Consider the following 26,264-nt stretch of genomic DNA (forward strand, 5'->3'; position numbering starts at 1 on the left):
GTGCGGAAGGGGCTTGCGTAACCACTACAGGTGGAGCACTATGTGCGGAGTGGTTAACGCCTCCCGCGTTGACGCTCCTACGGAAAGAGATCCGGCTTGCGCAAGCTCACGTACTACGTCGCCTGCTCCATCGACGGCTTCATCGGCGATCCCAAGGGCGATGCCACCTCCATGTTCCAGTTCATGGACGACGAGTACGGCACCTTCATGAAGAACGAGTACCCGGAGACGATTCCGACGCAGGCGCACGCCGCCTTCGGCGTCACCGGCGGCAACCGGCACTTCGACACCGTGGTCCAGGGCCTGGCCTCCTACCGCCTCGCCCTGGACGTCGGCATCACCAGCCCCTACGCCCACCTGCGGGAGCTCGTCGCCACCCGCTCGCTCACCGAGTCGCCCGACGCGAACGTCGAGCTGATCGCCGAGGACCTCGTCGGCCGCATCCGCGAGCTCAAGGCCGAGGACAGCCCGCTGGGCATCTGGCTCTGCGGCGGCTCGACCGTCGCCGGCGCGCTGGTCGAGGAGATCGACGAGCTGATCATCAAGACCTACCCGCAGGTGTACGGCGCCGGAATGCCGATGTTCGGCACCGACTTCGCCGTACACGACTTCACGCTCGGCGACGTGCGGACCTTCGGCAACGGTGTCATCGTGCGGACGTACACCAGGAAGCGGTGACCGGGGCCGCGCCCTACCCTGGAGGCATGGGCACCGACGCGCCGCACACCACGAGGGACCCCCAGGCCAAGCGCGCCTGTCCGGCCTGCGGGGAGCCCCTCCAGGTGACGGCCAAGCGGCACAAGGTCCTCGGGGCCTGGGTGCCGGAGTGGGAAGTACAGCCGTGCCGGAACCCGGAGTGCGAGCGGTACGAGCCGACGGGCGCGGAGACGCCGGAGCCCGGCGGGGAGCAGCCGGCTTCCGGCGAGGGTGCGGAAGCCGCTAGCACGCACGTGACCGGCAAGAACGGCGAGACCGGGAGAAGTCCGGCCCCGGGGTGACCGGCCGCGCGCCGGAGCCGGTCATACCGCTACAGTCCGCGCATGTCATCGGAGTCGACAGAAGTCTGGACCGGTTGGTACCGGGACCGCGGCGGCGCGGAAGCGATCGTCATCACGGCCGACGGAAGCCATGTGGCCACCCGTATCAGGGGAATCGAGTACACGGGCGCGAGCTTCGCCGCGCTGCGTGCCGCGGACGAGGGCGGGCAGGTCCTCACCGGGTGCGTACTGGAGTGGGACCTGCCGCTCCCCGTCGTCGCGGACGGCGTTACCCAGCAGGCCACCCTCAGCTGTCTGCTGACGCTCGGCGAGCGCACGGACCTCAGCCTCACTCTGCACTACGGGGGCGCGGCCTTCGAATCCGGTATCGCCGGCGGCGACTTCGAGGAGGCCCTGGCGAGGGTCAGGCGGCAGCTGCCGCCCGGAACGGAGTTCGGCCGGAGGCTGCTCCAGGCCGCCTGACCGGGACGCACGCAAGGGCTCGGACTCAGGACTTCGGACCCGGACCCCGGACCCGGGACCCGGACCCCGGACCCCGGACCCAAGATTCAGGACTCAGGACTCAGGACTCAGGCGAGACCGTCCCAGCCCCACCGCGGGGTCGGTCCGGGCTCGCCCAGATCCGTACCGGGGGCCGAGGCCGAGACGTCCTCGGCGATACGGGTTCCCCAGTCGAAGTACTCCATCACCCGGCGGCGCAGCAGTGCGTCGTCCGGGAGCTCCTTCTCCACCGCCGCGTTCATCAGCTCCATCCAGCGCAGCCGCTGCTCCTCGGTGATTCCGAGTCCGAGGTGCGCGGTGAGCAGCGCGTGATGACCGCCGTGGCGGGCCGTGAAGTCCGCCGGACCGGAGAACACCTCGGCCAGCCAGACGGCGACGTGCTCGACGTGGGCGGCGGTGAAACGGGCGAAGACGGGGGCGAGGAGCGGGTCCGCGAGGACCTCCTCGTAGAAGGTGCCGGAGAGCCTGCGCAGCGCCTCGGCGCCGCCCACGGCCTCGTACAGGGTGGTGCTCTGCTCTTCGGGCATGCGCGCCACGCTACCCAAGCGCCCCGGCCCCCGCCTGCTGTTTCAGAGGGACTTCCAGCGGACTCTCAGCGGTCGTTCAGGGGGTCTTGAAGGCCGAGGCGAGGCCGTAGCGCCACAGCTGGTCGACGCGGGCCCGCTCCTGCGAGTTCGGGTTGGCGTTCTGGCAGGACGTGCCGGGACCGCCACCGGACATGAGCTCGCTGCACGGGCCGCTGTAGTGGTCGGGGAGGCCGAGGACGTGCCCGGTCTCGTGGGCGGTGACGCGGGTGGAGTTGTACTGCTGGTTCTGCCGGTAGTCGAGGAAGATGTAGCCGCTGCCGTGGCCGTCGGTGCTCGCGTACGAGCCGCGCGAGTCGTTGCCCTCGTAGTAGGCGAAGTCGGCGTTCGAGCCCTCCACCAGGCGGACGTTGACGACCGAGCTGTTCCATATCTGGGCGGAGCGGGATATCTGGGAGCGGAAGCTGGGTGCGTTGGCGGCGCTGTAGACCACGGTGACGGCGGCGGCTCCAGGCGCGGCGGCCCGCTTCTTCGCCACGGACTTCACGACGGCGTCGAAGAACGCCTGGTTGGCCTTGGCCTCCTCGGCCGAACCGGCGTACGCGGCATACGAGGCGTACGCGGTGCTCGTCGCGTGCGTCACGGCGGACGGCTCGGCGGCGGACGCCGGGGCGGCGCCCAGGGAGAGGGTGAGGCCGGCACCGAGGGTGGCGGTCAGTAAGGACGTGAGGATCTTCGGGTGTCGCATGGGGGGGCTCCTCCTGTGGGGTTGAGGAGAGTGTCGGGGGAGCCGGGGCGCCTGGGGAATGATGTCAACAGGCGATAACACGACGGCATCACCGACTCCCGCACCGCACCGCCCACCCCCCGCACCGCCCCCCCGCACCGCACTGCCGGCTCCCCGCACCGCACCGCACTGCCGGCTCCCCACGGCTCCACCCACTCACCGCGACGCCCCAACTACCCAATGCCACCTGCTTGTTGAGCGCCGGAGATGGTCTGGTGCGGAGGGATCCCCCGCCCCTAACCTCGGCTCCATGGAGCTGGAGGTGAGGCATCTGCGGGCGCTCTGCGCCATCGCGGACACCGGAAGTCTGCACAAGGCCGCTCGCCAACTGGGCGTGAGCCAGCCCGCGTTGACGACCCAGCTGCGCCGCATCGAGAACGCCCTGGGCGCCGAGCTGTTCTCCCGCGGCCGTACGGGCTGTCACCCGACCCCGCTCGGACGCTCGGTCCTCAGCAGGGCCCGCCCGCTGGTCGACGGCATGACCGCGCTGATCACCGAGACCCGGGCCGCCGCCCGTACCGCCCGCGCGGGCGGCCCCGCCCTGCGCGTCGGCTCCACGGCGAGCCGCGCCCTGCCCGGCTGGCTGCGCCGGCTCCGTCAGGGCCTGCCGGGCACCGACCTCGAGCTGCGCGTGGACGTGTCCGCCCACACCCTGCTGCGTACGGTCGCCGCGGGGCAGCTGGACCTGGCCTTCGTACACGAGGTGGAGGGCTGTCCGCTGCGGGTCCCCGAGGGGCTGCACGGCCGCGTGCTCGTCGAGCGGGAGCCCCAGTTCATCTCGATGGCCCGCGATCACCCGGCGGCCGGACGCGAGGTCGTGGAGCTGACCGACCTGGCCCACGACCGGTGGACGGTCGACCCGGCCGTCGACGGCGAATGGGACGGCCTGCGCAGAGTGCTGCGCGCGGCGGGCCTCGACCCGCCGGTGCTGCACGCCGACTACCACACCGCCGCGTCGCTGATCGTCCTCGGCGAGGCCGTCGCCCCCTGCCAGCCCACGTCGGGCCCGCGCGAGGACATGGCCATCCGCCCCCTGCGCGGCGACCCGCTGGCCGTACGGCTGCTGCTGTACGCGGCCCCCGGCGTGCCCATCGACCGGCCGTACGCGGAACTGGCCGCCTCCTACCGCGAGGCGGCCCTGCGCGCCGGTCCGTACCGGCGGTGGCTGCGCGCCGGGGGGACGGCGGGACCGTGCATGATGGCGGTATGAAGGATCACGGGGACTGGGGCGCCGTCATGGCGCTGGCGGCGGAACACCACGCCCGCACGGTAAGGCCGTTGGGCGCGCACGAGACGGCGGGCCACCTGCTGAAGGTCTACGCCCTGCAGGCCCCCGGCCGCACGGTCGGCGAGCCGGAGACGACCCAGGCCCTGCGCCTGGCCACCGATCAGCTCACCGTCTCCCGCCACCGCGGCTCACTGGGCCTCGCGGTGCTGATCGTGCACGCGGGCGGGGACGGCGACTACCTCCTCGTCCACAGCTGGATCGAGGGCCACATGTCCGACCTGGCCGTCTGGACCGGCCCGGCCGGCCGCCCCGAGGACCTGCGCCCGGGCCGCACCGGGCTCGCGCCCTGCGTATGGGAGGCCGCGATCCTCGCCCACGAACGGGAGGCATTCGTCCGCCGCGTCCTGGACGGCACCGGCCCGGCGGAGGACCGCCTGGCGGCCTGGGCAGCCGACACCCTGGAGGGCGAGGTCCGATGACCCTCGCATCCGTCCGCCACGCCCGCCCCGAGGACCTGGACCGCGTCGCCGAACTGGCCGCCGAACACGCCGCGTACGAGAAGGCCGCACCCCCGCCCCCCGACCTGGCGCCCCGCCTCCACCGCCTCCTCTTCACGCCCGCGACCCCGCGCCTGCGCTGCCTGGTCGCCGAACTCCCCGACACCACCCTCGCGGGCTACGCCACCTGCGCCCCCGAAGTGTCCACCTGGGACGCCACCGAGTACCTCCACATGGACTGCCTCTACCTCACCGCCACCGCCCGAGGCCACGGCCTGGGCCCCCTCCTCGTCGCCGCCGTCCGACAGGAGGCCCGCACCCTGGGCCTCACCGAAATCCAATGGCAGACCCCCACCTGGAACGAGGGCGCCATCCGCTTCTACGACCGCCTGGGCGCCACCTCGAAGGAGAAACGGCGCTACTCGCTGCCGGCCGGATGATCCTTCCGCAGCCCGTCCTGGAGATCCGCGCCTTCGACCGCTTCGGCCTCTGGCCGGTCGCCGCCGCCGAGCCGTACGGCTTCCTGCCACTCAGCGGTGCGCACACGCCGAGCGACGTCGGTACGGCGCCGCTTCCGCCAGAGGTTCCCGGTCGCCGCGTCGGAGCGCCGCCCAGTCGTTGTAGGCGTCGGTCTTATCCACCAGCGGCCTGGGCTGCTGCGGCCGGGCCAGAGCACCATCTCGTACACGGTGAAGATGACCCGGCAGTGCGGGGCGTGCGCCTTGGTCTCCCGCGCCGTACGCAGCGCCGCCTCGAAGTGCGGGCGGACCCGCACCCGGGGGCGCCGGCGGCGGGGTGCCCGGCCGCCACGGCCGGCCCGGGCCACGGTCGGCCGGGGTCGGCACCCGCAGTGCATTCCTCAGCCGGGGCACCATGGTGAAGCGGCTGGTGTGGTAGGCGGAGGCGACCGCGCCGCCGCGCTACCGGCACGTCGGCGTGCGACCGGTCGGTCGGAGAGGGCTGCATGCACAGCGAAGGCGGAAGTCCCCGATCGCGCGGATCGGGGACTTCGCCAACGGCCGCCGGAGGGATCCTGTTGCGGCCCCGGGGTGCCGGTGCCGTTTATGCGGCGGAGGTGAGTTCGGCGCGGCCGAACAACAGCGCGTGGCCGGTGGGGAGCTGGTGGAGGATGCGGGTGATGAGGTCAGGGCAGGCGTGGGCGGCGACGGCCGCGAAGACGGAGCCGGTGTCCCAGCGGGTGGTGGCCAGGGAGGCGCCGGAGCGGGCGGCGAGGTCCTTGACGAAGGCCCAGCCGGTCAGCGGCTGGGCGTCGGGGATCTGTGCGGTCAGGACACGTGCGGCTTCCAGGGGCAGGCAGGCGGCGAGGTCGACGCGTTCGTCGCCGGTCAGCTGGCGTCCCAGCCCCGCGAGAACCAGGCGGACGGCTTCCTCGGCTCTCTCGCGGGTGGGGTAGGCGCCTTCGTAGCGGACCTTCTCCAGCATCTGCTCATACGCCGTCGAGTACGGCTGCTGGTGTTCAGCCGGTACGCGCACGTCGGTGATCACTGCAGTGCATGCCTTTCGTAGAGCGGTGCGGGTGTGTGGCACCGAGGTGGGGTCAGGTGGGCTGGGGGCGGCCGAAGAGGAGGTCGTAGCCGGTGGGGAGCTGGAGCAGGATCTGCCCCAGCAGGTCCTCGCCGGCCGTGTCGGCGGCCGTGGACAGCACGGCGCTGACGTCCCAGGTCGCGGTCTGCTCGGTGGCGCCCTCGATCCAGGCCGCGGTCGCCCGCACGAACCGCTCCGGGGGCAACGGTTCGGCGCTCTGCAGCGGGTTGAGCAGGATCAGGGCGAATTCCTCCGGGAGACGTGCCGCGAGCTGGGCGCGAACCTCGCCGACCAGATGCGCGCCGAGCAGGGCGAGCACCACACGGGCCGCGCGCTCGGCTTCCTCCACAGTGCCGTACTCGCCGCGCTCCTTCACGTGGTCGAGGAACGCTTCGCGTCGCAGGGTCATCTCGCCGCCACCCCTTCTTGTTCTTCGGCCTGTCACGGGGTGCGGAGGACGGGGTGAGGGGGAGATCAGGTGCCCGTCCTCCACACCTGTCCGGCCGGTGTCAGCCGGAGATCTCCTTGTGGCCGGTCCCGACGCCGATGGAGATCTTGCGGGGCTTGGCACGCTCGGCGATCGGGATGCGTAGGGTCAGCACGCCCGCGTCGTAGTCGGCCTTGATGTGCTCGGTGTCGAGGGTGTCGGCGAGCACGATCTGGCGGGAGAAGACGCCCAGCGGCCGCTCGGACAGCTCCATCTGCACGTCGTCGGCCTTCGCCACCGGCCGGCGCTCCGCCTTGACCGTCAGCATGTTCCGCTCGACGTCGATGTCGATCGCGTCCGCGCTGACGCCGGGAAGGTCGAAGGCCACCACGTACTCGTCACCCTCGCGGTAGGCGTCCATCGGCATCGCCGACGGCTTCGACCAGGTGCCCGGGCCCATCAGCTGCTGCGCCAGCCGGTCCAGCTCACGGAAGGGGTCAGTGCGCATCAACATCGTGAAAACACCTCCAGCAGGTTCAGGCAGTTACTGCCAATGCGCCTCACTGACACCGTTGTAACATGTCATCCAATGGATGACAAACACGATGTCGTCTACATGATGACAACCCGAGGGAGGTGCCCGTGACAGCACCCGACCAGCCGGTCTCCACCGAGGCCGACGCCCACAGCCCGGCGTCGTTCCTCGCCGCCGCGGCGGCCCTGAAAGCCATAGACGACGCCCTGCGCGACGCCCAGCACGAGACCCCCGACACGCTCGGCGTCGGGCCGGCCCCGGAGCAGGCCCTCGCCTCGCTGATGCTGCTGCGGCAGGTACGTGAGCGGCTCGCCGGATGGGAGACCGGCCTGATCGAAACGGCCCGGGACGCAGGCGCCAGCTGGGCCGACCTCGCCTCTCCCCTGGGTGTCGCCAGCCGCCAGGCCGCCGAGCGCCGTTACCTGCGCGGCCGCCCCGGCCCGGCCGGGACCACCGGCGAACAGCGCGTGACGGCCACCCGTCAGGCCCGGGCCGCCGACCGCAACACTGCCACCTGGGCCCGCCGCAATGCGGCCGACCTGCGCCGCCTCGCCGGCCAGATCACCGCCCTCACCGACCTTCCCCCCGCCGCCCGCCGCCCGCTCGATGAGCTCCACGCGGCCCTCGCCCACAACGACCCCGCGGACCTCATCGTCCCCCTGACCGCCACCCGCCCCCACCTGGCCGCCGCCCACCCCGACCTCGCCGCCCGGCTCGACACCCTCACTCCCCCCTGACCCCGCCCGGTGCCCCGCAACAGCCACAGCCGTGCGCCCCGCCGGAGCGGCAAGGATCTGACCAACAGCGACCGCGACAAGGCTGAACTCGACGACCTGTGGCAGCGGGCCGCCGGCGACGTCCTCGGCATCGACCGGGGCCCGGCTCGTATCTCACTCAGTGCTCGCTTCTCCCTGGAGAAGGCGCCGGCTTTCCTCGGCGAGGGGTTCAGCCGCGTGGAGGTCGTTGAACTGCCGGGAACGATCACTGTCCACGACCCCGAGCCTGTGGTTGCCCGCATGGCTTCGTACCTTGCCTGGGCGGACCAGAACGATGTGCCCTTCGACGCGACCGTCGACCGCGCCCGCATGTTGGTGGCCGACCACATCGTCCGGCACGGGGCGTACGAGATCACCTGCCTTGGCGGCATCCTCGTCTGCCGCCGGTGAGATCACCTCTGTGGCGGCCAGGGTCCGGTGAGCAGGCGTCGTGTCTCCTCGACGGTCGAGTCCGCCGGGGATTCCCGATCGCCATCATTCAGCCCGACCCGCACCTCGGTCTACAGCCCGAGCACCTGACCGAGGTCACGACCGCTCAACTACCGGCGGTGGAAGACCGAGTGGAACGGGGCTCGCAAGGCGCTCCAGGCAACCGAGAACGGGGCCGCCGAGCGGGAGGGCCGTAAGGCCGTCGAGCTGCCGCACGTGGTGACCCGCGACCTGCGGCAGTTCTATGCCTCCGCCCTCATCGACGGCGGAGCGAGGTGCGGACAGGAAGACCAAGCGATCAAGGAAACCGCAGGTCAGAAAGCATGACGCGAGGTCAGGCCTTCTTCGTCTCCCAGTAATGGGCTGGGTCGGTGACCTGCGGGGATGATGGCCGCAGGTCGCTGACCTGGCCTTTTGCTGTTGGCTGGCGATGGGGTGCGACGGTCGTGATCGGGTGTCCTGCGGACTGTGTGTGGACTGGGTGTTGCCGTTCCGGTCGGCTCTGCCCAACAGGATCCCGGCTGTCGGAACTCGTGCTGGGTCGATGTCGTAATCCGGACGTATCGTGAGAGTGGGTCTTGTCGGTCCGCCTACCGTTTGGCGGAAGGAATGGCCATGTCCACTTCCGAAACACCGCAGCGTCCTGTGGATGCCGCCAGGCAGGAGGCGTTCGCGGGCGAAGTCCTCGACGTCCTGAACAAGAGCGCACTCGCCCTGCTGACAAGCACCGGTCACCAATGCGGCCTGTTCGACAAGCTGGCCACCCTCCCGGCGTCGACCAGTGCTGAGATCGCCGAGGCGGCGGGCTTGAACGAGAGGTACGTGCGCGAGTGGCTGGGCGGCATGGTCGTCGGCGGATTCCTGGAGTACGACCCCGAGCGGGGGACCTACGTCCTACCACCGGAACATGCCGCCTGCCTGACGACCGCGGCCGGCCCCGACAACCTTGCGGGGATCATGCAGTACATCGGACTGATGGGCGAGGTCGAGCAACAGGTGGTGCGCTGCTTCCGTGAAGGCGGTGGCGTGCCGTACTCGGCCTATCCGCGCTTCCAGAGGCTCCAGGCCGAGGAGAGCGCCCGGGTGTACGACCTGGCGCTCGTGGACACGATCGTGCCGCTGGTGCCGGGCCTCACCGAGCGACTGAGGGAAGGCATCGACGTCCTGGACGTGGGCACCGGGCAGGGGCACGCTCCCCTCGTCCTGGCCCGAGCGTTTGCCGCCAGCCGTTTCAACGGCCTGGACCAGTCGGAATCCGCCATCGAGACCGCGCGCGCCGAGGCGGCGCGCTCCGGGCTCGACAACCTCCAGTACACGCTCGCCGATTCGACGCGGATCATCGGGGAGTACGACGTCGTCACCGCGTTCGATGTGATCCACGACCTGGCGCGGCCGGCCGAGACCCTGTCCGCGATCGCGAAGGCCCTGCGCCCGGGCGGCACCTTCCTTATGGGCGATATCGCCGCCTCCAGCAGGCTGGAGGAGAACATCGGGCACCCCTTCGGTCCGGCGCTCTACACGTTCTCCGTCTTCTACTGCATGACGACCTCGCTCAGCACTGGCGGTGCGGGCCTGGGCACGGCCTGGGGCCAGGAGACGGCGGAGCGGATGCTCCGGGACGCCGGCTTCGAGAGTATCGACGTCAAGACCGTGGAGGGCGACCCGTTCAACGTCTATTACGTCGCGACCAAGCCCTGAGCCGGCGCACGAGTTGCCTCAGCTCAACTACCGCGCATGGCGTGTACGCCGATCACGAACCATGTGAGGTGGCCCTCGGGCAGCCAGTCGCGCAGGTCAGGGGGGCTGCAGGGGTGCAGCAGCGGTTGGGCTCGATCGCGTGTGAGGATGTTCGGTGGCATGCCCCGATGGTCCCAAAACGGCCTGGACAGAAAAGTTTGTGCGACAGCCTCCTTGAGAATCAGCTACCAGAGTTGTCGACGAACCCCACGAAGCATCCCCGAGGGCTTGCTGATCCGGAAGAAGCGGCCTAGCTCCACCCGTTCAGGGAGACCTGTGGTCCGCCTCCGAGGTAGCGGTCGAGGGCGATGGCGGTGGTCTCCACAAATTCCGTGGGGATGGCGTCGGTGTCGACCCAGCGGACCTGGGAGTGCTTGCGGGGTTCGCGGTTTTCGGGTTCGCCGGTCCATTCGTGGGCGGCGAATACGACCGTGAGGAAGCCGTTGGGAGCTTCGACGCCCCAGGCGCCGTGGATGATGTGGGCGACCTTGAGGGACTCGGGCTTCACCGTGAGGCCGGTCTCCTCGTAGAGCTCGCGGACCGCGGTCTCGGTGATGGGCTCGCCCGGCTCGCTCTTGCCGACGGGGAGGTCCCACATGCCTTGAGCGAACTTGGCGTTGTCGCTGCGCTGGAGGAGGACGACGCGGTTGGTGGCCTTGTCGTGGACGACGACGGCGGCGACCAGCAGGGTCATCGATTCGAGCGCCGGCTTGAGGGCCTTCGGCTGGTCGTCGGCCTGCTCGGTCACTGGGTTCCCTTCGGCGGTCGGGTTGTCGGGCATGTGAGGGCGATGGCCTCGTCGGCACTGGCTTGGGTGGCGAGGGCTGCCGCCGAGGCTCTGATTGATGGCGATGGGGCACGCGCCGGTCGTGATCGGGTGCGCTTCGGACTCCAGCGGCGGCGTTCGCCGCTGGAGCGGCGAGGGGCCTACTGCCGGAGCGGGGTGTTGGTCCAGAAGGAGTGGGCCTTCTTCAGCAGCTCCTCCGCGGCGTCGCCGTATGATGCCGCACTGCTCAGCGCGGCGAAGGCTTTCTTGTAGAGGCCGAGTTCGCTCTGTTCCGTGATGTCCACGGAGGAGGAGACGAGTTCGACATGGGCCCGGTCGCCATCGCCGTAGATGTCGAACGCGTGGACGGGGAACAGGTCCACCCGTGCGGTGGAGGGAAGGACCCCGAGTGTGAGAGAGGTCAGGTCGATCTCTCGCAGGAGGCGCTCGATCTGTTCTCGCATGACTTCGGGTCCACCGATGTTCGTGTAGAGAGCCTGCTCCCCGAGGACGACGTCGTAGTGGTGCTCGCCGTCGTACAGCACTTGCTGTCGCTGCATGCGCTTGGCGACGCCCGCCGGCACGTCGTTCGGGATGCCGAGGAAGTCGACGACCTGGCCGAGGATCACGGTGGCGTACGCTCGGTCTGGAGCGTGCCCCAGATCATCGTGGGCACGTACGCCTTGCCTTCGCGCGTGCTCTGGTACCAGCGCACCACGTCGTCCTGAGTCGCTTCTGTACCGGTGGACAGACGATCCGTCCAGGGAACTGAGCTGGTCACCGCATCCCCTCCTGGGTGGTGCCGCCGGGGCGGCTTCGATGGGCGTTGCCGTTCCGGTCGAGGATGGCTCCGAGTGTCCGATCTTGTAAGAGCGGGGATCGGTCAGGCCATGCGCTTCATCTCGATGGCGAGGGCGCCGAGGGCTTCCTTCTCGGGGCCGTAGATCGTGCGGATGTTGGCGAGTTGCTGGTCGCGGGTGGCGGTCGGGTTGACGTTGGACGGGCCCTCGCCGTCGAGGAGGGCCTCGAAGTCGGGGTACTCGGTGACCCGGAGGACCTCGACGTCGCAGGTCTCGTCGGTGCCCTTGATACGGAAGCGGATGGTGTCGCCGGCGGCCAGATCGCCGAGGCGCGGGTACTTGACCCGCACCTCGATGGTCTTGGTGCCCGCGGCGACGAGTTCGAAGTATTGGCGGTAGAGGTTGAGCTCGCGGACGCGGGCGGTGCGGTCGGTCATCGGGAAGGAACGCTCCTGGGGGACGGTGCGGTGATCAGGCGGCCGATCTCGGCAGCCGAGTACGAGCGGAAGAAGTGGCGGGGGTCGGAGAGCAGGGTCTCAGCCATGGCAAGCAGCTGGTCGGTGTACTCGGTGTACTCGGTGACGGTGCCGGGCCACTGCCGGGTGTCGAGCATCCAAGGGGCGGCGCCCTCGGGCAAGGGGGCACGGCCTTCTCGTAGGGGTCCGGTGTTGCGGTCGAATGCGGCCCAGACGCACTTCCCAGGGCCTGTCCAAGAGGCCGTCGAGGCGTTCTACGAGGCCCGAGACGCGCGCGACCGCCTGCACCACGCTGTAGTCGCCATCGTCGACCACATCAAGGCCCACCCCGACAGCTCGCGGGCGATCCACGAGCAGTGCCTCCGCCTCATGGGCGACGAGCGCGACTCTCGCACGCTCAGCAGCGACATCGAGGACGGTGGCCACTACTGACAACCGACATGAAGGAGAGGCCACTTGGCCAACATCCAGAAGCGCCCCAACGGCAAATGGCGGGCCCGCTACCGCGACCTCGACGGCAAGGAGCATGCCCGCCACTTCGAGCGGAAGCTCGACGCCCAGCGCTGGCTCGACGAGATTACGGCCAGCATGGTCACCGGCCAGTACGTCGATCCCCGCGCCGGCCGCGTCACCTTCGAGAAGTACGCCGAGAAGTGGGAGGGTTCGCTCATCGCCAGTGAGGCGGGCGAGCGCATCACCGAGAACGCGCTCCGGCTGCACCCCGTACCGGCGCTGGGTGCTCGCTCCATGGCGGCGATACGCCGCAACGACATCCAGGTGCTCTTCAAGCACCTCTCCGACCAACTCGGCCCCGGCAGTGTGCGGAACGTCTACGACGTCCTTGTACGCGTCATGACCGCGGCCGTGGACGACAAGGTCATCGCATCCAGTCCGTGCCGCAGGAGCACCCTCCCGGCCATGCCGGACGAGGAGGTCACCCCGCCCACGGTCGAGCAGGTCGAGGCGATGGCGCGGGTGATGCCGCCGTACATCCGCGCGGCGATCGTCACCCTCGCCGGATCAGGGCTGCGCATTGGTGAGCTGCTCCGTCTGAAGGTGGCGGATGCCGACTTCAAGGCCAGCACCATCCGCGTCGAGCGGCAGCGGCTCCAGTCCGGGAAGATCGGCCCGCCGAAGACCGCCAAGTCCCGGCGTACGGTCCCGGTCGGCGAGGTCGTCACCGACGCGCTCCTCGCGCATCTCGCCGCACGGCCCTCCAAGGAGTGGCTGTTCACCGTGGAGGAGGGCGAGCCGCTCAACTACCGGCGGTGGAAGACCGAGTGGAACGGGGCCCGCAAGGCGCTCCAGGCGGCTGAAACGGGGCCGCCGAGCGGGAAGACCGTAAGGCCGTCGAGCTGCCGCACATGGTCACCCACGACCTGCGGCACTTCTACGCCTCCGCGCTCATCGCCGGCGGCGCGAGCGTCAAGCAGGTTCAGCTGGTCCTCGGGCACTCGTCAGCCGTCATCACCTTGCGGATCTACGCGCACCTGTGGCCGGGGGAAGAAGACCGCACCCGGGCCGTCATGGACGCCGTGCTCGGCGGCCTGCGGACCGGGTGCGGACAGGTAGGCGACATGGCCCGCGAAACTGCAGGTCAGAACGCCTAACCAGAGATCAAGCCTTCTTCGTCTCCCAGAAAATGCGGTCGATCTCGGCGATGAGCTCCAGCGCCTTCTCGCCCGTCTTCGGGTCCGTCGAGGCCTTGGCCGCCGACAGGGCCTTCAGGGTGTCGTTGATGAGCGTGTGCAGCTCGGGGTACTTCTCGAAGTGCGGGGGCTTGAAGTAGTCGCTCCACAGCACCGAGACGTGGTGCTTGGCGAGCTCCGCGCGCTGCTCCTTGATGACCGTGGCGCGGGCCCGGAAGTGCGGGTCCTCGTTGGCCTGGTACTTCTCCTGGACGGCCTTGACCGACTCGGCCTCGATGCGGGCCTGGGCCGGGTCGTACACGCCGCAGGGGAGGTCGCAGTGGGCGCTGACCTTCACCTTGGGGGCAAACAGGCGGGAGAGCATGCAGCTGTCCTTCCTCGTGATCGTCTTCTCAGGTGGGACATTACTCCGTGGGAAGCCTGATTTCGCGAGCGCCCCCATGGGCTTAGGACAAAAGTCCAGGGTCACCATGGGACTCGTGGACGATCGGACCGGGAGGTGCCGGATGGTGGAATCGGGGCGTGAGCCGGAGCGGGAGCCCGGGGCCCCGTTCGGGATCGCCGAGGTGACGGGGGTGTCGATGGTGCCGACGCTGCTGCACGGCGATCAGCTGATCGTGCATTACGGGGCGCGGCTGAGGCCGGGGAACGTGGCGGTGCTGCGGCATCCGCTGCAGCAGGATCTGCTCATCGTCAAGCGGCTCGTGGAGCGGCGGGACGGGGGGTGGTGGGTGCTGGGGGACAACCCCGCTGCCGAGGGGGACAGCCGGGTGTTCGGGGTGGTGCCCGCACAGCTCGTGCTCGGGCGGGTGCGGGCCAGGTACCGGCCCGTCACCCCGGGGCGTCAGCGGTCGGTCGGCGTGCTGGTCTCCTGGCTGCTGTCGGCGCTCAGGCCGGTCGGCTCGGCCGCGCCCTCGGCCCGTTCGGCCTCCAGGCGCTTGCGGGCCCGGTAGGCGGCCACGTTGGCACGGGTGGCGCAGCGGTCGGAGCAGTAGCGGCGGGAGCGGTTGGTCGAAGTGTCCAGGTACGCGTTGCGGCAGGGCGCGGCCTGGCACAGGCCCAGCCGGTCGGCGCCGAACTCCGTCAGGTGGAACGCGAGGCCCATGGCCGCGATGGCGGCGTAGCCCGCGGTCGCGTTCGACGGGTGGTCGGCGAGGTGCATGTGCCAGCGCGGCCGACCCTCCTCGTCGAGGTAGTCGTGGCCCGAGATCTGCGGGCTGACGGGGAACTCCAGGAGGAGGGAGTTCAGCAGGTCCACGGCCCGGGTGTGCTCGCCCTCGTCCGCCGCGGCGAACACCCCGCGCAGCCGGGCGCGCACCGAGCGGAAGCGGGTCACGTCGGAGTCCGTCACCCGACGGGCCATCTGGGAGGCCGCGCCGAAGAGCTCCCGGACCGCGTCCACCGAGGTGAGCACGTCCTTGTTGCGGGCCGGCTCCTCGGTGTTGACCAGACGCACGGCGTAATCCGAGTAATAGGCCAGTTCCACTTGTAGTCCTTACTCCGGCGGGCTAGGGTCGGGGCGGGGAAGGGTAAGCGACGCTTTCCCTTCGAGGGTATTACGAAGACGGTGGAGGCAGAGCCATGACGGACGCGGCGACGACCGGAACCGACTGGGCGGCCTGGCAGCAGAGCTGGGACCGCCAGCAGGAGTGGTACATGCCGGACCGCGAGGAGCGGTTCCGCGTGATGCTCGACATGGTCGAGGCGCTCGTGGGACCCGAGCCCCGCGTCCTCGACCTCGCCTGCGGTACGGGGAGTATTACGAGTCGGCTGCTCCAGCGGTTCCCCGGCGCCACCAGCACCGGCGTCGACCTCGACCCCGCCCTGCTGGCCATCGCCCGGGGGTCCTTCGACGGGGACGAGCGCGTCACCCTCGTGACCGCCGACCTCAAGGACCCGGCGTGGACGGCGGCGCTGCCCCACGACTCGTACGACGCCGTGCTGACCGCCACCGCCCTGCACTGGCTGCACAGCGAACCCCTCGCCGCGCTCTACGGGCAGTTGGCCGGAATCGTCCGGGACGGCGGCGTCTTCATGAACGCCGACCACATGATCGACCCCGCCACCCCGCGCATCAACGCCGCCGAGCGCGCCCAGCGGCACGCCCGGATGGACCGCGAGAGGGCCGCCGGCGTCCTCGACTGGGCCGACTGGTGGGCCCTCGCCGCCAAGGACCCGGTCCTCGCCGAGCCCACCGCCCGCCGCTTCGATATCTACGGCGAGCACGCGGACGGCGACGCGCCCGGGCCCGGCTGGCACGCCGACGCCCTCCGTACGGCCGGCTTCGGCGAGGCCCGCACGGTCTGGGCCTCGCCCTCCGACAGCATGGTCCTCGCCGTGAGGTAGGGCGTCGGACGCCTCGCCGTGAGGTAGGCCTCCGGCGGAGAACACGGAAGGAGGGGCGGTACGGGACTCCCGTACCGCCCCTCCTTGCCGCTTGTCACAGCACCTTGGACAGGAACGCCTTCGTGCGGTCGTGCTGGGGGTTGCCGAGGACGTCGCGCGGGTTGCCGGACTCGACCACCACGCCGCCGTCCATGAAGACCAGCGAGTCGCCGACCTCGCGGGCGAAGCCCATCTCGTGCGTGACGACGATCATCGTCATGCCCGACTCGGCCAGGTCCCGCATGACGTCGAGGACGTCGCCCACCAGCTCCGGGTCGAGCGCCGAGGTCGGCTCGTCGAAGAGCATCAGCTTCGGCTCCATCGCCAGCGCACGGGCGATGGCGACGCGCTGCTGCTGGCCGCCGGAGAGCTGTGAGGGGTAGTTGCCCAGCTTGTCGCCCAGGCCGACCCGGTCGAGCAGCTGCTGGGCCCGCTCGCGGGCCACGGCCTTGGACTCGCCCTTCACCTGGATCGGCGCCTCCATGACATTGGCCAGGGCCGTCATGTGCGGGAACAGGTTGAAGCGCTGGAAGACCATGCCGATGTCACGGCGCTGGACCGCGACCTCGCTGTCCTTCAGCTCGTACAGCTTGCCGCTCTTCTCGCGGTAGCCGACCAGCTGGCCGTCGACCGACAGACGGCCGCCGTCGACGCGCTCCAGGTGGTTGATGCAGCGCAGGAAGGTCGACTTGCCGGAGCCGGACGGGCCGACCAGGCAGAAGACCTCACCGTTCTGGACCTCCAGGTCGATACCCCGGAGGATGTGCGCCGCGCCGTAGGACTTGTGGACGCCTTCGGCCTTGACCATGGGCTGGCCGGTCATCGCGACCCCTCCGGAGAACGCTTGAACATGATCAGGTTTGCCTTGATCCGCTGGAGCGGAGTGGGCGGCAGGCTGCGCGTCGAACCGCGGGCGAAACGGCGCTCCAGGTAGTACTGGCCGATGCTGAACACGCTGGTCAGCGCCAGGTACCAGATCGACGCGACGAAGAGCATCTCCATCACGGCGCCGGCCGTGCTGCCGATGTTCGACGAGGCCCGCAGAAGTTCGGTGTACTGCACGGCCGAGACGAGCGACGACGTCTTCAGCATGTTGATGAACTCGTTGCCCGTCGGCGGCACGATGACCCGCATGGCCTGCGGAAGGACGATCCGCCCCATGGTCTTCGTCTGGGACATGCCGAGCGCGTGCGCGGCCTCCGTCTGACCCTCGTCGACCGACTGGATGCCCGCGCGGACGATCTCCGCCATGTAGGCGCCCTCGTTGAGGCCGAGGCCGAGCAGCGCGACCATGAACGGCGTCATGACGTCGACGGTCTCGTTCTTGTAGATCGGCCCGAGGTTGATGTACTCGAAGATCAGCGACAGGTTGAACCAGACCAGCAGCTGCACGTACACCGGGGTGCCGCGGAAGAACCAGATGTAGAGCCAGGCGACGGCGCCGGTCACGGGGTTCTTGGACAGCCGCATCACGGCGAAGACGATGCCGAGGACGAGGCCGAGGGCCATCGAGGTGACGCTGATGATCACGGTGTTCGCCAGGCCGTCGAGGACCGACGGGTCGAACAGCTTGTCCCACACCGTGTCCCAGATGATGTTGCCCTGGGAGAAGGCGTAGAGGAGCCAGCCGAGGAGCGCGACCACCACGACCGCGCTCACCCAGCGGCCGTAGTGCCGTACGGGGATGGCCTTGATGGCCTCGTACGGCGTGCCCGAGGGGCCGGACCCGGCCGGAGCGGCGGCCGGGTCCTTGGAGATCTTGTCAGTCATGACGACTGCCCTTCAGTGGAGCGGGGAGGTCAGTTGCCGGCGTTGACGGTGGCCGACTTGACGGCGCTTCCCTCGACGTTCCACTTCTTCAAGGCATCGGCGTAGGAGCCGTCCTTGATGATCGCGTCGAGCGCCTCCTTGACGGCGTCGCGCAGCTGGGTGTCCTCCTTGGAGACGCCGATGCCGAAGAGGCCGACGTCGCTCTGGCTGCCGACGACCTCGAAGTCGTTGCCGCCACCCGAGGTCTTCGCGATGTACGCGGCCACCGGGTAGTCGTTCAGGTCGGCCACGGCGCCGCCGGCCTTGACGCGGGTCTGGGCCTCGGCGTCGGTGTCGAAGGCCTGGATGGTCAGCTTCTTGTCACCGCACTTGGCGGCCTGCGCCTTGAAGGTGTCCTCGTAGATCGTGCCGCGCTGGACGGCGACGGTCTTGCCGCACAGGTCGTCGAGGGAGTTGACGCCCTGCGGGTTGCCCTTCTTGACGAGCAGGGACACGCCGGAGCTGAAGTAGTCGACGAAGTCGATGCCCTTGCCGATCTTCTTGCCGGAGTCGTCCAGGCCCTCCTGACGCTTCTTGTTGTCCGTCATCGAGGACATGATCAGGTCCTGGCGGCCGGTGTAGATCGAGGTGATCAGGCCGTCGAAGGTGCCCGAGGTGAACTGGAACTCCACACCGAGCTGCTTGCCGAGCGCGGCGGCGATGTCGGGGTCGACGCCCACGATCTTGCCGCCCTCGGTGAACTCCATCGGCGCGTACGAGGCGTCCGTGCCGACCTTGATGACGCCGGCCTTCTGGATGTCGGCCGGGAGCTTCGAGAAGAGCGGGGCCTTGCCGGCGGCGCTGGTGGCGGAGCCGCTCTCCTTCGTCGAGCCGCCCTCGGTCTGGTCGCCGCAGGCGGTCAGCAGCATCGAGCCGGCGACCGCGATGGCGGCGACCGCGGCAAGACGGGACGTGCGGGTCTTGGCGGCGGTCGTACAGCGCGTGGAGCGTGCGGTCATGGTCGGGTTCCTCCGGCGTGTGAGGGAGTTGCCTTAGGCCGCGCACGCAGCTTCGAGTGCCGCGACCTCGTGTGATTACGGGCATCTTGCCATTCGGACCGCCTCAATCCGACGGCCTCGGATGTCAAAATCGGGTAACGGGTCGTGGCCGAATCGCCGTGCCCAGACGTCCCTAGGCAGAACCTTCTCCGGAAAGTGTTTCCTGCTACCGAAAATTATCCCGCCGATCTCGTCATTCGGACGAAGCGAACTCCGCTATTCGGGTCGGGAAAGTATCTTTCCGGACATCGAGTGACGTGTCGTTCTCCGTCCGTACCCGGTAGCACTCGGTATGAGTCGCGTCACCGAGGATGTATCGACTCGTCTCCGGAGCCGTCTGTCCGGTAAGAAGGATCCTCACACCCCTCATCCGGGGCTCAGGGCGCGTTGTGCGGCGCGCCCGCGCGGCTGCCAGACAAGGCGGCCGCGGGACCCACCCACCCCTCCTCAACCGGGAGTGGCCACCCTCAAATGAAGAAGACTTAAGGGGTCAACCCAATGGCAGCGGAGATCGTCAATCCTCGCAGCGACAGTGGTACGGAAGGGGCTCCCGGCGAGCCCTTCGATCCGGCCTTCGCGCTGCACCGCGGCGGCAAGATGGCCATTACGGCCACCGTGCCGCTGCGTGACAAGGACGACCTGTCCCTCGCGTACACGCCCGGCGTCGCCAAGGTGTGCACGGCAATCGCGGAGCAGCCCGAGCTGGTCAACGACTACACCTGGAAGTCCCAGGTCGTCGCGGTCGTGACCGACGGCACGGCGGTGCTCGGCCTCGGCGACATCGGCCCGGAGGCGTCGCTTCCGGTCATGGAGGGGAAGGCCATCCTCTTCAAGCAGTTCGGCGGCGTGGACGCGGTGCCGATCGCGCTCGCCACCACCGACACCGACGAGATCGTCGAGACCGTCGTCCGGCTCGCCCCGTCCTTCGGCGGCGTGAACCTGGAGGACATCTCGGCGCCGCGGTGCTTCGAGATCGAGCGCAAGCTCCAGGAGCGCCTGGACATCCCGGTCTTCCACGACGACCAGCACGGCACCGCGATCGTCACCCTCGCCGCCCTCCGCAACGCGGCGAAGCTGACCGGCCGGACCCTCGGCGAGCTGCGCGCGGTCATCTCCGGCGCGGGCGCGGCCGGCGTCGCGATCGCCAAGTTCCTCCTCGAGGCCGGACTCGGCGACGTCTGCGTGGCCGACCGCAAGGGCGTCGTGAGCACCGACCGCGACGACCTCACCGAGGTCAAGCGCGAGATCGCCGAGCTCACCAACAAGGCGGGCCTCACCGGCTCCCTGGAGGACGCGCTGGCCGGCGCCGACGTCTTCATCGGCGTCTCCGGCGGTACGGTCCCCGAGGCCGCGGTCGCGTCGATGGCGCCGAACGCCTTCGTGTTCGCCATGGCCAACCCGAACCCCGAGGTGCACCCCGACGTCGCGCACAAGTACGCGGCGGTCGTGGCCACCGGCCGTTCGGACTACCCCAACCAGATCAACAACGTCCTCGCGTTCCCCGGCATCTTCGCCGGCGCGCTCCAGGTCCGGGCCTCCCGGATCACCGAGGGCATGAAGATCGCCGCGGCCAACGCGATCGCGGACGTGGTCGGCGACCAGCTCTCCGCCGACTGCGTGATCCCGTCGCCGTTCGACGAGCGGGTCGCCCCGGCCGTCGCGGCCGCCGTCGCCGCCGCCGCCCGCGCGGAGGGCGTCGCCCGCCGCTGAGGCGGGATCTGTGCGGGAAGGCCCCGTCCGGTTCGTTCCACGAACCGGGCGGGGCCTTTTCGTGTGCGCCGACGGCGGGGGCGAGGGACATGCGTCACACCGGCGCGCGGTTTCGCACGCTCCCCTTCGGCCCTAATGTCAGGCCCATGTTCGCTGCCTACGCTGCCCGAATCGACCGCGACCAGCCCCTGAACGGCCTCGAACTGGGCGAACGCCCCGAGCCCGAGGCGCGGCCCGGCTGGACCACCGTCACCGTCAAGGCCGCCTCGCTCAACCACCACGACCTGTGGTCGCTGCGCGGGGTCGGGCTGCCCGAGGAGAAGCTGCCGATGATCCTCGGCTGCGACGCCGCCGGCATCGACGAGCACGGCAACGAGGTCGTCCTGCACTCCGTCATCGGCCAGACCGGCCACGGAGTCGGCCCGGACGAGCCGCGCTCCATCCTGACCGAGCGCTACCAGGGCACCTTCGCCGAGCGCGTCACCGTGCCCAGCTGGAACGTGCTGCCCAAGCCCAAGGAGCTCTCCTTCGAGGAGGCCGCCTGCCTGCCGACCGCCTGGCTCACCGCGTACCGGATGCTGTTCACCAACGCCGGTGTACGGCCCGGCGACTCGGTCCTCGTCCAGGGCGCGGGCGGCGGTGTCGCCACCGCCGCGATCGCCCTCGGCAAGGCGGCCGGCCTGCGGGTGTACGCCACCAGCCGCGACGAGGCCAAGCGGAAGCGTGCCGTCGAGCTCGGTGCCGTCGAGGCGTACGAGCCGGGCGCGCGCCTGCCGCAGCGGGTGGACGCGGTCATCGAGACCGTCGGCGCCGCCACCTGGTCGCACTCGGTCAAGTCGCTGCGGCCCGGCGGCACGCTCGTCATCTCCGGTGCCACCAGCGGCGACCGGCCCGCGCACGCCGAACTGACCCGGATCTTCTTCCTGGAGCTGAAGGTGGTCGGCTCGACCATGGGCTCCAAGGACGAACTGGAGGACCTGCTCTCCTTCTGCGCCGCCACGGGCCTGCGGCCGGTGATCGACGAGGTGCTGCCGCTCGACCGGGCGCGCGAGGGCTTCGAGAAGATGGCGTCCGGCGAGCTCTTCGGAAAGATCGTCCTGACGACGTCTTGATGACTCGTCAGTCATGCTGATGGGATCTCCGGCACCGCGAACCTCGACCCCACCGTCGTGCCGGAGGCCCCCCTTGCTGCGAACCACCCTTGTGCCGACCGCCGTTGTCGCCTCGCTCCTCGCCCCCACGGCCGCGCACGCCGACACCGGCGAGGACGCGATACCGCGGCTCACCGACTCCCGCGGCCGCGCCCTCACGCTGCGCGGCTGGAACGTCGAGGACAAGGCCCACCGGGGCGAGCAGGCCCTGAGCGCGATCACCGAGAAACACTTCCGCGACATGCGGGCCAAGGGCTTCGACTTCGCCCGGCTGCTCGTCTTCTGGGACGACCTGGAGCCCCGGCAGGGGCAGTACAGCCAGGCGTATCTGCGCAAGATCGGGCGCGTCCTGGGCTGGGCCGAGAAGTACGACGTCAAGGTGCTCATCGACGCCCACCAGGACGTCTTCGGGCCCGCCTTCGGCCACCGTGGCATCCCGGAGTGGGCGACCAGGACCGACGGCCTGCCCTTCACCCCGCACCCGGACGACTGGTTCGCCGAGTACTTCGAGCCCGCCGTGCAGCGCGCCTTCACCCATCTCTACGAGGACGCGGACCTGCGCCGCGCCCAGGCCCGGATGTGGCGGGTGCTCGCCGACCGCTTCCGCGACCACCCGGCCGTCCTCGGCTACGACCTGATCAACGAGCCCATGGGCGAGCTGAGGGAGGGCGAGGACCTGCCGACCGCCGCCCGCCGGATCGAGCGGGAGCAGCTGACCCCGATGTACAACCGCCTCGCGGACGCGGTCCGTTCGGCCGACCGCGACGGCTGGGTCTTCGTCGAGCCGACCCCGATCGTCGGCGAGGGCGTGCCGACCGGGCTCGGCCGGATCGACGACCCGAAGGTGGTGTACGCGCCGCACTTCTACAACAGCGGCATGGAGGCGGGCGCGGACTACGACCCCGCCGCCGGGTGGATCGAGAGCTACGAGCAGGCGGTGACCCGGTACCCCAAGGAGTACAAGGTCCCCGTGGTGGTGGGCGAGTGGGGCCCGCTCAACAACTCCCTGCCGAACATGAACCGCTTCTACCGGGAGGCCATGGCCTCCCTCGGCCGCTACAGCTCCGGCTGGGCGGGCTACGTCTGGTGCTACGGCGGCGGCTACTGCGCGGTGGACGGCGCCGGGACCTTCCGTACGAACAAGGAGCTGACCGCCGAGCCGTACGCGGAGGCCGTCGCGGGCACCGTCCGCTCCACGTCGTACGACCCGGCCACGGGCGTCTACCGGCTGGTCTACGACTCCGCGGGCCGGCACCGCTCCCGGCTCACCGAGCTCTCCCTGCCCCCGGGCGCGTGGCAGGTCGCGGCCCGGGGGAGGGCGATCGTGCTGCGCCGCACCGAGGGCCGGGCCTGGGTCCTCGCCGCCCCGGGCGCACGGGTGACGGTGACGGCGACCCGCCGCTGACGGGCGCGCGCTGCCTCGTGGGCCGGGGGTGGACGTCACACGTCCTTCCGGTCGCTCCGTTCCGGGCTCAGCAGGGCGGTGATCCGGTCCGCCGCCGTCGCCAGGTGCTGGCGGGCCTCGGCCAGTTGGTCGCGGCTCACGCCGTGGTCCCGGGCCGCGTCGCGGACGTCGTCACGGAACCGGTCCAGGAGGCGGTCCAGCTCACGGGCCGGCTCGGCCGCGGTCTCGACGTCCTTGGCCCAGTCGGAGACGGCCTGCTCGGGGGAGGGGGCGTGGCCCGGCGCCTTGGGGTGCGCCGTGCCCGTCACCAGGCTGCCGAGCTGGGCGGTGATGTCGGAGATGCCCTCCCAGACGCCCTTCGGCCACTCGCCGTGGGTCATCCGGTCCTGTACCTGCTCCTGGACCTGCCGGGCGATCCGCTGGAACTCCTTGGCCTGACGTCTGGCCGACTGGGCCTCGGCGCGGGCCTGGCGGGCCTGCTCCTTCCACTCCTGCCTGGCCCGGCGCAGCTCCTCCTTGGCGTCGGCGAAGGACGTGGCCTCGGCGGAGCGGGAGGCGGTGGCCGCCGCCCGCATCTCGCTGCGCAGCTTGCCGGCGGCCCCGCGCACGTCGTCGCGGATCTCGGCGGCCAGCTCGGAGACGGACTCGCGGATCTCCACCTCCAGGTCGGCCAGTTCGCCGCCGCGGCCCGCCAGTTCGGCGCGGCCCGCGTCGGTGATCGAGTAGACCTTGCGGCCGCCCTCGGTGGCGTGGGTGACCAGACCCTCGGCCTCCAGCTTGGCGAGCCGAGGGTAGACCGTGCCCGCCGAGGGCGCGTACAGACCCTGGAAGCGCTCCTCCAGGAGCCTGATCACCTCGTACCCGTGGCGGGGGGCCTCGTCGAGCAGCTTCAGGAGATAGAGGCGAAGTCGGCCGTGGGCGAAGACGGGCGGCATGTCAGAGGACCTTTCCGGACGCAGGGGAGGTGGCGGTCCAGCCGTCGCCTTCGGGCTCCGGCTCGGGGCGGCGCAGCAGGGCGATCGAGCCGGAGACGGTGGTCGCCCGGACCGTGCCCCGGCCGGCGCCGAGGGTGCCGGTGATGGACTTGGCGCCCCACTGGCCTCCGACCCGCAGGTCCTCGAAGGCGTTGGAGACCGACCCGCTGGTCGTGCTGGCCTCGACCTTGGCGTCCCCCGGGTGGGCGAGCCGGATGGCGACCTCGCCGGAGACGCTGGTGAGCCGGATGTCGGCGGGGGGCCCGTCGAGCCCCGCGGCCGGGTCGAGGTCGACGACCATGTCCCCGCTGACCGTCTCGGCCCTCACGGAGCTGCATGCCCCGTCGATCACGGTGACGTCCCCGGTCACCGAGTTGAACCGGAGCGCACCCGTGACGGACTGGGCCTCCAGGCTGCCGGAGACGGTCTCGGCGCGGACCGGTCCCGAGAGCCCGACGAGGGTGGTGTCGCCGGTGACCCCGCGGACGTCCGTGCGCCCCTTGATGCCGGAGATCACGGCCTCGGCGCCGACCACCCCGACCTCGACGTCGGTGCCGGCGGGCACGGCGACGGAGACGACGGCCGTGCGCCGGTGGCCCTTGGGGTCGAGCCACTTGAGGAAGCCCTTCCAGTGCAGGTCCTCATAGGTGACGGTCAGCGTGGAGCCGTCCTGCGTGACGATCAGCGGCGGGCCCTCGATCCGGGAGACCTCCAGGCGGGCGGAACTCTCGTCGGTGCCCACGACGTTCACCGTGCCGTTGACGACGCGGATCTGGAGCCGGGTCACGGGCTCGGCCAGCGCGAGCTTCCGCGGCTCGGTGACGGACCACTCTGTCATGGTGCTGACCTCCCGTGTCTGGCGAGCAGCGACGCAACATATCGCGTCTCTCGATAGACACGATATATCTCGGTCCGGCCAAGTCAACCCCGACTCTTCCCTGGCAGGGGTGACAGGGGTGACCGGGGGTGGTCGAAGGTGCGACATTCTCCGCCGTACATGGGCAAATTGCCCTAGCGTAGGGGCCATGAACGCGACATCGGGACCCCGCCCCGCCGGGGCGCTGCTGCTCTGCCGCGCCGATCCCCGGGCGGTCCGCCCGCCGGCCCAGCTGCTGCGCGAACAGCTCCTCCTCGCCCCCGCGGGACCCGACTGGAGCGTCCTCGTGCCCGAGGGCAAGCCCTGGCTAGACGGCGGCGAACCCGTCGAACGGGTCGTCACCGGCTGGGCCACCGCCCTCGCCGTCTCCGCCGCCGGCTGGCCCGTCCTCGCCCTGTGGTGGGACGCGGACCGCGCCGGGTACACCCTCGCCGCCGGCTTCCGCCGCACCGTCGGCTACACCTGGCTCGCCGACGGAACGCCCGTCGGCGAGGACGAGGCCATGCACACCTTCGCCGCCCGGCTCGCCCTCGACCCGGTCCTCGACGTCCAGGCACTCGAACCGCTCACCGAGCCCGACCGCGACGCCGACGCCCACAGCCGGCTCGTCGGCGTCACCGCCGTCCTCGCCCGCACCGGACTCGACCTGCCCGCGGGCCTCGCGCCCGGCGAGAGCGCCGAGCGGCTCCGCTCCGCCGCCCGCGCCCAGGGCGCCGAGCACCTCGAATGGCCGGGCTGGCGCGATGCCGTGCGCGCCGAGCTCGACGTCGTGGAGGGCGGCCCCCTCGGCCCGTACCTGCGCGGCCCGAAGGCCCGGCTGCTCGGCGCCGCCCAGCTCGCGGCCGGAGTGCCGCTGCTCGCCTGGGGGATCGCCCGCCGCAGCGGCGGCTGGGCGACGGCCGGCGCGCTTCTGGTCGCCCACGGCGCGTTCGGGCTCGTCTACGACCGCGTGCGCGGGGCATAGGGCCCCCGCCCCGCCCCCACACCCTGCTCGGCTCTACCGGGTTCTGCTCGGCCCCTACTCCGCCCTACTCGTCTTCGTCCTCGTCGTCGTCGAGGCGGGCCAGCCAGGTCGCGAGGCGCTCGACAGGCACCTCGAAGTCGGGGTTGAGATCGACGAACGTCCGCAGCTGCTCGGCGAGCCACTCGAAGGTGACCTCCTCCTCGCCTCGCCGCTTCTCCAGTTCCTCGATGCCACGGTCGGTGAAGTACATGCGATCAGAATAGGCCGTGGCAGGACGGCCCACCGGCGTCCCCTGTTCCTCCCCCGCACCACGGAC

31 protein-coding genes and 6 pseudogenes are annotated in these 26,264 nt (G+C 70.5%); 18 read left to right on the forward strand and 19 right to left on the reverse strand.

All coding sequences use genetic code 11. The features are described 5' to 3' along the window. Nucleotides 1-96: 96 nt before the first annotated feature. Genes ACIGEZ_RS32975 through ACIGEZ_RS32985 form a run of 3 tightly spaced genes read left to right on the forward strand, consistent with a single transcriptional unit; the run spans nucleotide 97 to nucleotide 1,460 of the window. Complete coding sequence (locus tag ACIGEZ_RS32975; RefSeq protein WP_399838703.1) at nucleotides 97-678, forward strand: dihydrofolate reductase family protein; 582 nt, start codon at nucleotides 97-99, stop codon at nucleotides 676-678. 26 nt (nucleotides 679-704) lie between these two features. Next, a complete protein-coding gene (locus ACIGEZ_RS32980; protein WP_399838706.1) occupies nucleotides 705-998 on the forward strand; it encodes a hypothetical protein in 294 nt (97 codons plus the stop codon). 42 nt (nucleotides 999-1,040) lie between these two features. After that, entirely contained in the window at nucleotides 1,041-1,460 is a 420-nt protein-coding gene (locus ACIGEZ_RS32985; protein WP_399838709.1) for a DUF6304 family protein, read from the forward strand. Between the two features lie 107 nt (nucleotides 1,461-1,567). Here ACIGEZ_RS32985 and ACIGEZ_RS32990 read toward each other — a convergent pair whose 3' ends face one another. Both ACIGEZ_RS32990 and snpA read right to left on the reverse strand, forming a co-directional pair. Then, complete coding sequence (locus tag ACIGEZ_RS32990; RefSeq protein WP_399838712.1) at nucleotides 1,568-2,026, reverse strand: group II truncated hemoglobin; 459 nt, start codon at nucleotides 2,024-2,026, stop codon at nucleotides 1,568-1,570. A 76-nt stretch (nucleotides 2,027-2,102) separates the two neighbouring features. Further along, complete coding sequence (snpA, locus tag ACIGEZ_RS32995) at nucleotides 2,103-2,771, reverse strand: snapalysin (RefSeq protein ID WP_399838715.1); 669 nt, start codon at nucleotides 2,769-2,771, stop codon at nucleotides 2,103-2,105. A 289-nt stretch (nucleotides 2,772-3,060) separates the two neighbouring features. Between snpA and ACIGEZ_RS33000 the strand changes: the two genes are divergently transcribed. From ACIGEZ_RS33000 to ACIGEZ_RS33010, 3 genes are read left to right on the forward strand one after another with little or no spacing between them, the layout of a single operon-like run. After that, on the forward strand, nucleotides 3,061-4,020 hold the full coding sequence (locus ACIGEZ_RS33000; RefSeq protein WP_399838718.1) for a LysR family transcriptional regulator: 960 nt from the start codon (nucleotides 3,061-3,063) through the stop codon (nucleotides 4,018-4,020). Then, nucleotides 4,017-4,517 carry a hypothetical protein gene (locus tag ACIGEZ_RS33005; protein ID WP_399838721.1) on the forward strand — a complete coding sequence of 167 codons (501 nt, stop codon included), beginning with the start codon at nucleotides 4,017-4,019 and terminating at the stop codon, nucleotides 4,515-4,517. The genes ACIGEZ_RS33000 and ACIGEZ_RS33005 overlap by 4 nt, the downstream gene beginning before the upstream one ends. Continuing rightward, a complete protein-coding gene (locus tag ACIGEZ_RS33010; RefSeq protein ID WP_399838723.1) occupies nucleotides 4,514-4,975 on the forward strand; it encodes a GNAT family N-acetyltransferase in 462 nt (153 codons plus the stop codon). Before ACIGEZ_RS33005 ends, ACIGEZ_RS33010 begins: the two co-directional genes overlap by 4 nt. 236 nt (nucleotides 4,976-5,211) lie before the next feature. Here the strand turns inward: ACIGEZ_RS33010 and ACIGEZ_RS33015 are convergent. The 4 genes and pseudogenes from ACIGEZ_RS33015 to ACIGEZ_RS33030 all read right to left on the reverse strand — a co-directional run. Then, nucleotides 5,212-5,410, reverse strand: a pseudogene (locus tag ACIGEZ_RS33015) (recombinase family protein); the annotation flags it as partial. Nucleotides 5,411-5,597: 187 nt separating this feature from the next. Continuing rightward, on the reverse strand, nucleotides 5,598-6,041 hold the full coding sequence (locus ACIGEZ_RS33020) for a DUF2267 domain-containing protein (RefSeq protein ID WP_399838729.1): 444 nt from the start codon (nucleotides 6,039-6,041) through the stop codon (nucleotides 5,598-5,600). A gap of 52 nt (nucleotides 6,042-6,093) precedes the next feature. After that, nucleotides 6,094-6,489 carry a DUF2267 domain-containing protein gene (locus ACIGEZ_RS33025; RefSeq protein WP_399838736.1) on the reverse strand — a complete coding sequence of 132 codons (396 nt, stop codon included), beginning with the start codon at nucleotides 6,487-6,489 and terminating at the stop codon, nucleotides 6,094-6,096. Nucleotides 6,490-6,589: 100 nt separating this feature from the next. After that, nucleotides 6,590-7,021 (reverse strand): Hsp20/alpha crystallin family protein, encoded by a 432-nt coding sequence (locus ACIGEZ_RS33030; protein ID WP_059202743.1) that lies wholly within the window; start codon nucleotides 7,019-7,021, stop codon nucleotides 6,590-6,592. Nucleotides 7,022-7,149: 128 nt separating this feature from the next. On the opposite strand from ACIGEZ_RS33030, the gene ACIGEZ_RS33035 reads away from it, so the two are divergent. From ACIGEZ_RS33035 to ACIGEZ_RS33050, 4 genes and pseudogenes are all read left to right on the forward strand, one after another. Then, entirely contained in the window at nucleotides 7,150-7,779 is a 630-nt protein-coding gene (locus tag ACIGEZ_RS33035; RefSeq protein ID WP_399838740.1) for a type III effector protein, read from the forward strand. Nucleotides 7,780-7,839: 60 nt separating this feature from the next. Next, nucleotides 7,840-8,208: pseudogene (locus ACIGEZ_RS33040) on the forward strand (SAM-dependent methyltransferase); the annotation flags it as partial. Between the two features lie 141 nt (nucleotides 8,209-8,349). Further along, nucleotides 8,350-8,574 (forward strand): annotated as a pseudogene (locus ACIGEZ_RS33045) (site-specific integrase); the annotation flags it as partial. Between the two features lie 288 nt (nucleotides 8,575-8,862). Next, on the forward strand, nucleotides 8,863-9,945 hold the full coding sequence (locus ACIGEZ_RS33050) for a class I SAM-dependent methyltransferase (RefSeq protein WP_399838743.1): 1,083 nt from the start codon (nucleotides 8,863-8,865) through the stop codon (nucleotides 9,943-9,945). 289 nt (nucleotides 9,946-10,234) lie between these two features. Here the strand turns inward: ACIGEZ_RS33050 and ACIGEZ_RS33055 are convergent, their stop codons facing one another. The 5 genes and pseudogenes from ACIGEZ_RS33055 to ACIGEZ_RS33075 form a co-directional block, all read right to left on the reverse strand. Then, nucleotides 10,235-10,765 carry an NUDIX domain-containing protein gene (locus tag ACIGEZ_RS33055; protein ID WP_399838746.1) on the reverse strand — a complete coding sequence of 177 codons (531 nt, stop codon included), beginning with the start codon at nucleotides 10,763-10,765 and terminating at the stop codon, nucleotides 10,235-10,237. Between the two features lie 146 nt (nucleotides 10,766-10,911). Beyond that, nucleotides 10,912-11,379 carry a Scr1 family TA system antitoxin-like transcriptional regulator gene (locus ACIGEZ_RS33060; RefSeq protein WP_399838749.1) on the reverse strand — a complete coding sequence of 156 codons (468 nt, stop codon included), beginning with the start codon at nucleotides 11,377-11,379 and terminating at the stop codon, nucleotides 10,912-10,914. Further along, nucleotides 11,376-11,531, reverse strand: a complete 156-nt coding sequence (locus ACIGEZ_RS33065; protein ID WP_399838752.1) for a hypothetical protein — start codon at nucleotides 11,529-11,531, stop codon at nucleotides 11,376-11,378. The genes ACIGEZ_RS33060 and ACIGEZ_RS33065 overlap by 4 nt, the downstream gene beginning before the upstream one ends. A 102-nt stretch (nucleotides 11,532-11,633) precedes the next feature. Beyond that, a complete protein-coding gene (locus ACIGEZ_RS33070) occupies nucleotides 11,634-11,987 on the reverse strand; it encodes an ASCH domain-containing protein (RefSeq protein WP_399838755.1) in 354 nt (117 codons plus the stop codon). After that, nucleotides 11,984-12,208 (reverse strand): annotated as a pseudogene (locus ACIGEZ_RS33075) (hypothetical protein); the annotation flags it as partial. The gene ACIGEZ_RS33070 and the pseudogene ACIGEZ_RS33075, both read right to left, overlap by 4 nt. 49 nt (nucleotides 12,209-12,257) lie before the next feature. Between ACIGEZ_RS33075 and ACIGEZ_RS33080 the strand changes: the two are divergent. Together ACIGEZ_RS33080 and ACIGEZ_RS33085 are read left to right on the forward strand one after the other, a co-directional pair. Beyond that, nucleotides 12,258-12,458, forward strand: a pseudogene (locus tag ACIGEZ_RS33080) (XRE family transcriptional regulator); the annotation flags it as partial. Between the two features lie 24 nt (nucleotides 12,459-12,482). Then, a pseudogene (locus tag ACIGEZ_RS33085) lies at nucleotides 12,483-13,636 on the forward strand (tyrosine-type recombinase/integrase). Between the two features lie 7 nt (nucleotides 13,637-13,643). Here the strand turns inward: ACIGEZ_RS33085 and sodN are convergent. Next, nucleotides 13,644-14,039: a superoxide dismutase, Ni gene (gene sodN, locus ACIGEZ_RS33090; RefSeq protein WP_046907284.1), complete on the reverse strand. Its 396-nt coding sequence runs from the start codon at nucleotides 14,037-14,039 to the stop codon at nucleotides 13,644-13,646. 142 nt (nucleotides 14,040-14,181) lie between these two features. Between sodN and sodX the strand changes: the two genes are divergently transcribed. Next, nucleotides 14,182-14,628: a nickel-type superoxide dismutase maturation protease gene (gene sodX / locus ACIGEZ_RS33095; RefSeq protein ID WP_399838758.1), complete on the forward strand. Its 447-nt coding sequence runs from the start codon at nucleotides 14,182-14,184 to the stop codon at nucleotides 14,626-14,628. On the opposite strand, the gene ACIGEZ_RS33100 is transcribed toward sodX, so the two are convergent. Next, the gene (locus tag ACIGEZ_RS33100; protein ID WP_399838761.1) at nucleotides 14,520-15,161 is read right to left on the reverse strand and encodes a CGNR zinc finger domain-containing protein; all 642 of its coding nucleotides are present in this window, start codon (nucleotides 15,159-15,161) and stop codon (nucleotides 14,520-14,522) included. The two genes, sodX and ACIGEZ_RS33100, sit on opposite strands and share 109 nt — an antisense overlap. Nucleotides 15,162-15,256: 95 nt before the next feature. Here ACIGEZ_RS33100 and ACIGEZ_RS33105 point away from each other — a divergent pair, with 95 nt between their 5' ends. After that, nucleotides 15,257-16,021 (forward strand): class I SAM-dependent methyltransferase, encoded by a 765-nt coding sequence (locus tag ACIGEZ_RS33105; RefSeq protein ID WP_399838764.1) that lies wholly within the window; start codon nucleotides 15,257-15,259, stop codon nucleotides 16,019-16,021. Between the two features lie 94 nt (nucleotides 16,022-16,115). On the opposite strand, the gene ACIGEZ_RS33110 is transcribed toward ACIGEZ_RS33105, so the two are convergent. Genes ACIGEZ_RS33110 through ACIGEZ_RS33120 form a run of 3 tightly spaced genes read right to left on the reverse strand, consistent with a single transcriptional unit; the run spans nucleotide 16,116 to nucleotide 18,828 of the window. Beyond that, nucleotides 16,116-16,883 carry an amino acid ABC transporter ATP-binding protein gene (locus ACIGEZ_RS33110; protein ID WP_399838767.1) on the reverse strand — a complete coding sequence of 256 codons (768 nt, stop codon included), beginning with the start codon at nucleotides 16,881-16,883 and terminating at the stop codon, nucleotides 16,116-16,118. Then, a complete protein-coding gene (locus ACIGEZ_RS33115) occupies nucleotides 16,880-17,830 on the reverse strand; it encodes an amino acid ABC transporter permease (RefSeq protein WP_399838770.1) in 951 nt (316 codons plus the stop codon). Before ACIGEZ_RS33115 ends, ACIGEZ_RS33110 begins: the two co-directional genes overlap by 4 nt. A 29-nt stretch (nucleotides 17,831-17,859) precedes the next feature. Beyond that, a complete protein-coding gene (locus tag ACIGEZ_RS33120; protein WP_399838772.1) occupies nucleotides 17,860-18,828 on the reverse strand; it encodes an ABC transporter substrate-binding protein in 969 nt (322 codons plus the stop codon). A 537-nt stretch (nucleotides 18,829-19,365) separates the two neighbouring features. Here ACIGEZ_RS33120 and ACIGEZ_RS33125 point away from each other — a divergent pair. The 3 genes from ACIGEZ_RS33125 (at nucleotide 19,366) to ACIGEZ_RS33135 (ending at nucleotide 23,133) form a co-directional block, all read left to right on the forward strand. Then, a complete protein-coding gene (locus ACIGEZ_RS33125; protein WP_399838775.1) occupies nucleotides 19,366-20,577 on the forward strand; it encodes an NADP-dependent malic enzyme in 1,212 nt (403 codons plus the stop codon). Nucleotides 20,578-20,723: 146 nt separating this feature from the next. Continuing rightward, nucleotides 20,724-21,689: a zinc-binding dehydrogenase gene (locus ACIGEZ_RS33130; RefSeq protein WP_399838778.1), complete on the forward strand. Its 966-nt coding sequence runs from the start codon at nucleotides 20,724-20,726 to the stop codon at nucleotides 21,687-21,689. Between the two features lie 76 nt (nucleotides 21,690-21,765). Continuing rightward, nucleotides 21,766-23,133 carry a cellulase family glycosylhydrolase gene (locus ACIGEZ_RS33135; protein ID WP_399838829.1) on the forward strand — a complete coding sequence of 456 codons (1,368 nt, stop codon included), beginning with the start codon at nucleotides 21,766-21,768 and terminating at the stop codon, nucleotides 23,131-23,133. Between the two features lie 35 nt (nucleotides 23,134-23,168). Here ACIGEZ_RS33135 and ACIGEZ_RS33140 read toward each other — a convergent pair whose 3' ends face one another. Both ACIGEZ_RS33140 and ACIGEZ_RS33145 read right to left on the reverse strand, forming a co-directional pair. After that, nucleotides 23,169-24,068: a PadR family transcriptional regulator gene (locus ACIGEZ_RS33140; RefSeq protein ID WP_399838781.1), complete on the reverse strand. Its 900-nt coding sequence runs from the start codon at nucleotides 24,066-24,068 to the stop codon at nucleotides 23,169-23,171. Between the two features lies 1 nt (nucleotide 24,069). Further along, nucleotides 24,070-24,945, reverse strand: a complete 876-nt coding sequence (locus ACIGEZ_RS33145; RefSeq protein WP_399838784.1) for a DUF4097 family beta strand repeat-containing protein — start codon at nucleotides 24,943-24,945, stop codon at nucleotides 24,070-24,072. Nucleotides 24,946-25,132: 187 nt separating this feature from the next. On the opposite strand from ACIGEZ_RS33145, the gene ACIGEZ_RS33150 reads away from it, so the two are divergent. Then, nucleotides 25,133-25,948, forward strand: coding sequence for a hypothetical protein (locus ACIGEZ_RS33150; protein WP_399838787.1), 816 nt, complete (start codon nucleotides 25,133-25,135; stop codon nucleotides 25,946-25,948). Between the two features lie 64 nt (nucleotides 25,949-26,012). On the opposite strand, the gene ACIGEZ_RS33155 is transcribed toward ACIGEZ_RS33150, so the two are convergent. Further along, entirely contained in the window at nucleotides 26,013-26,198 is a 186-nt protein-coding gene (locus tag ACIGEZ_RS33155; protein WP_018102711.1) for a DUF6104 family protein, read from the reverse strand. Nucleotides 26,199-26,264 lie beyond the last annotated feature (66 nt).

The organism is Streptomyces sp. NPDC085481, from assembly GCF_044541845.1.
Lineage (GTDB): Bacteria > Actinomycetota > Actinomycetes > Streptomycetales > Streptomycetaceae > Streptomyces.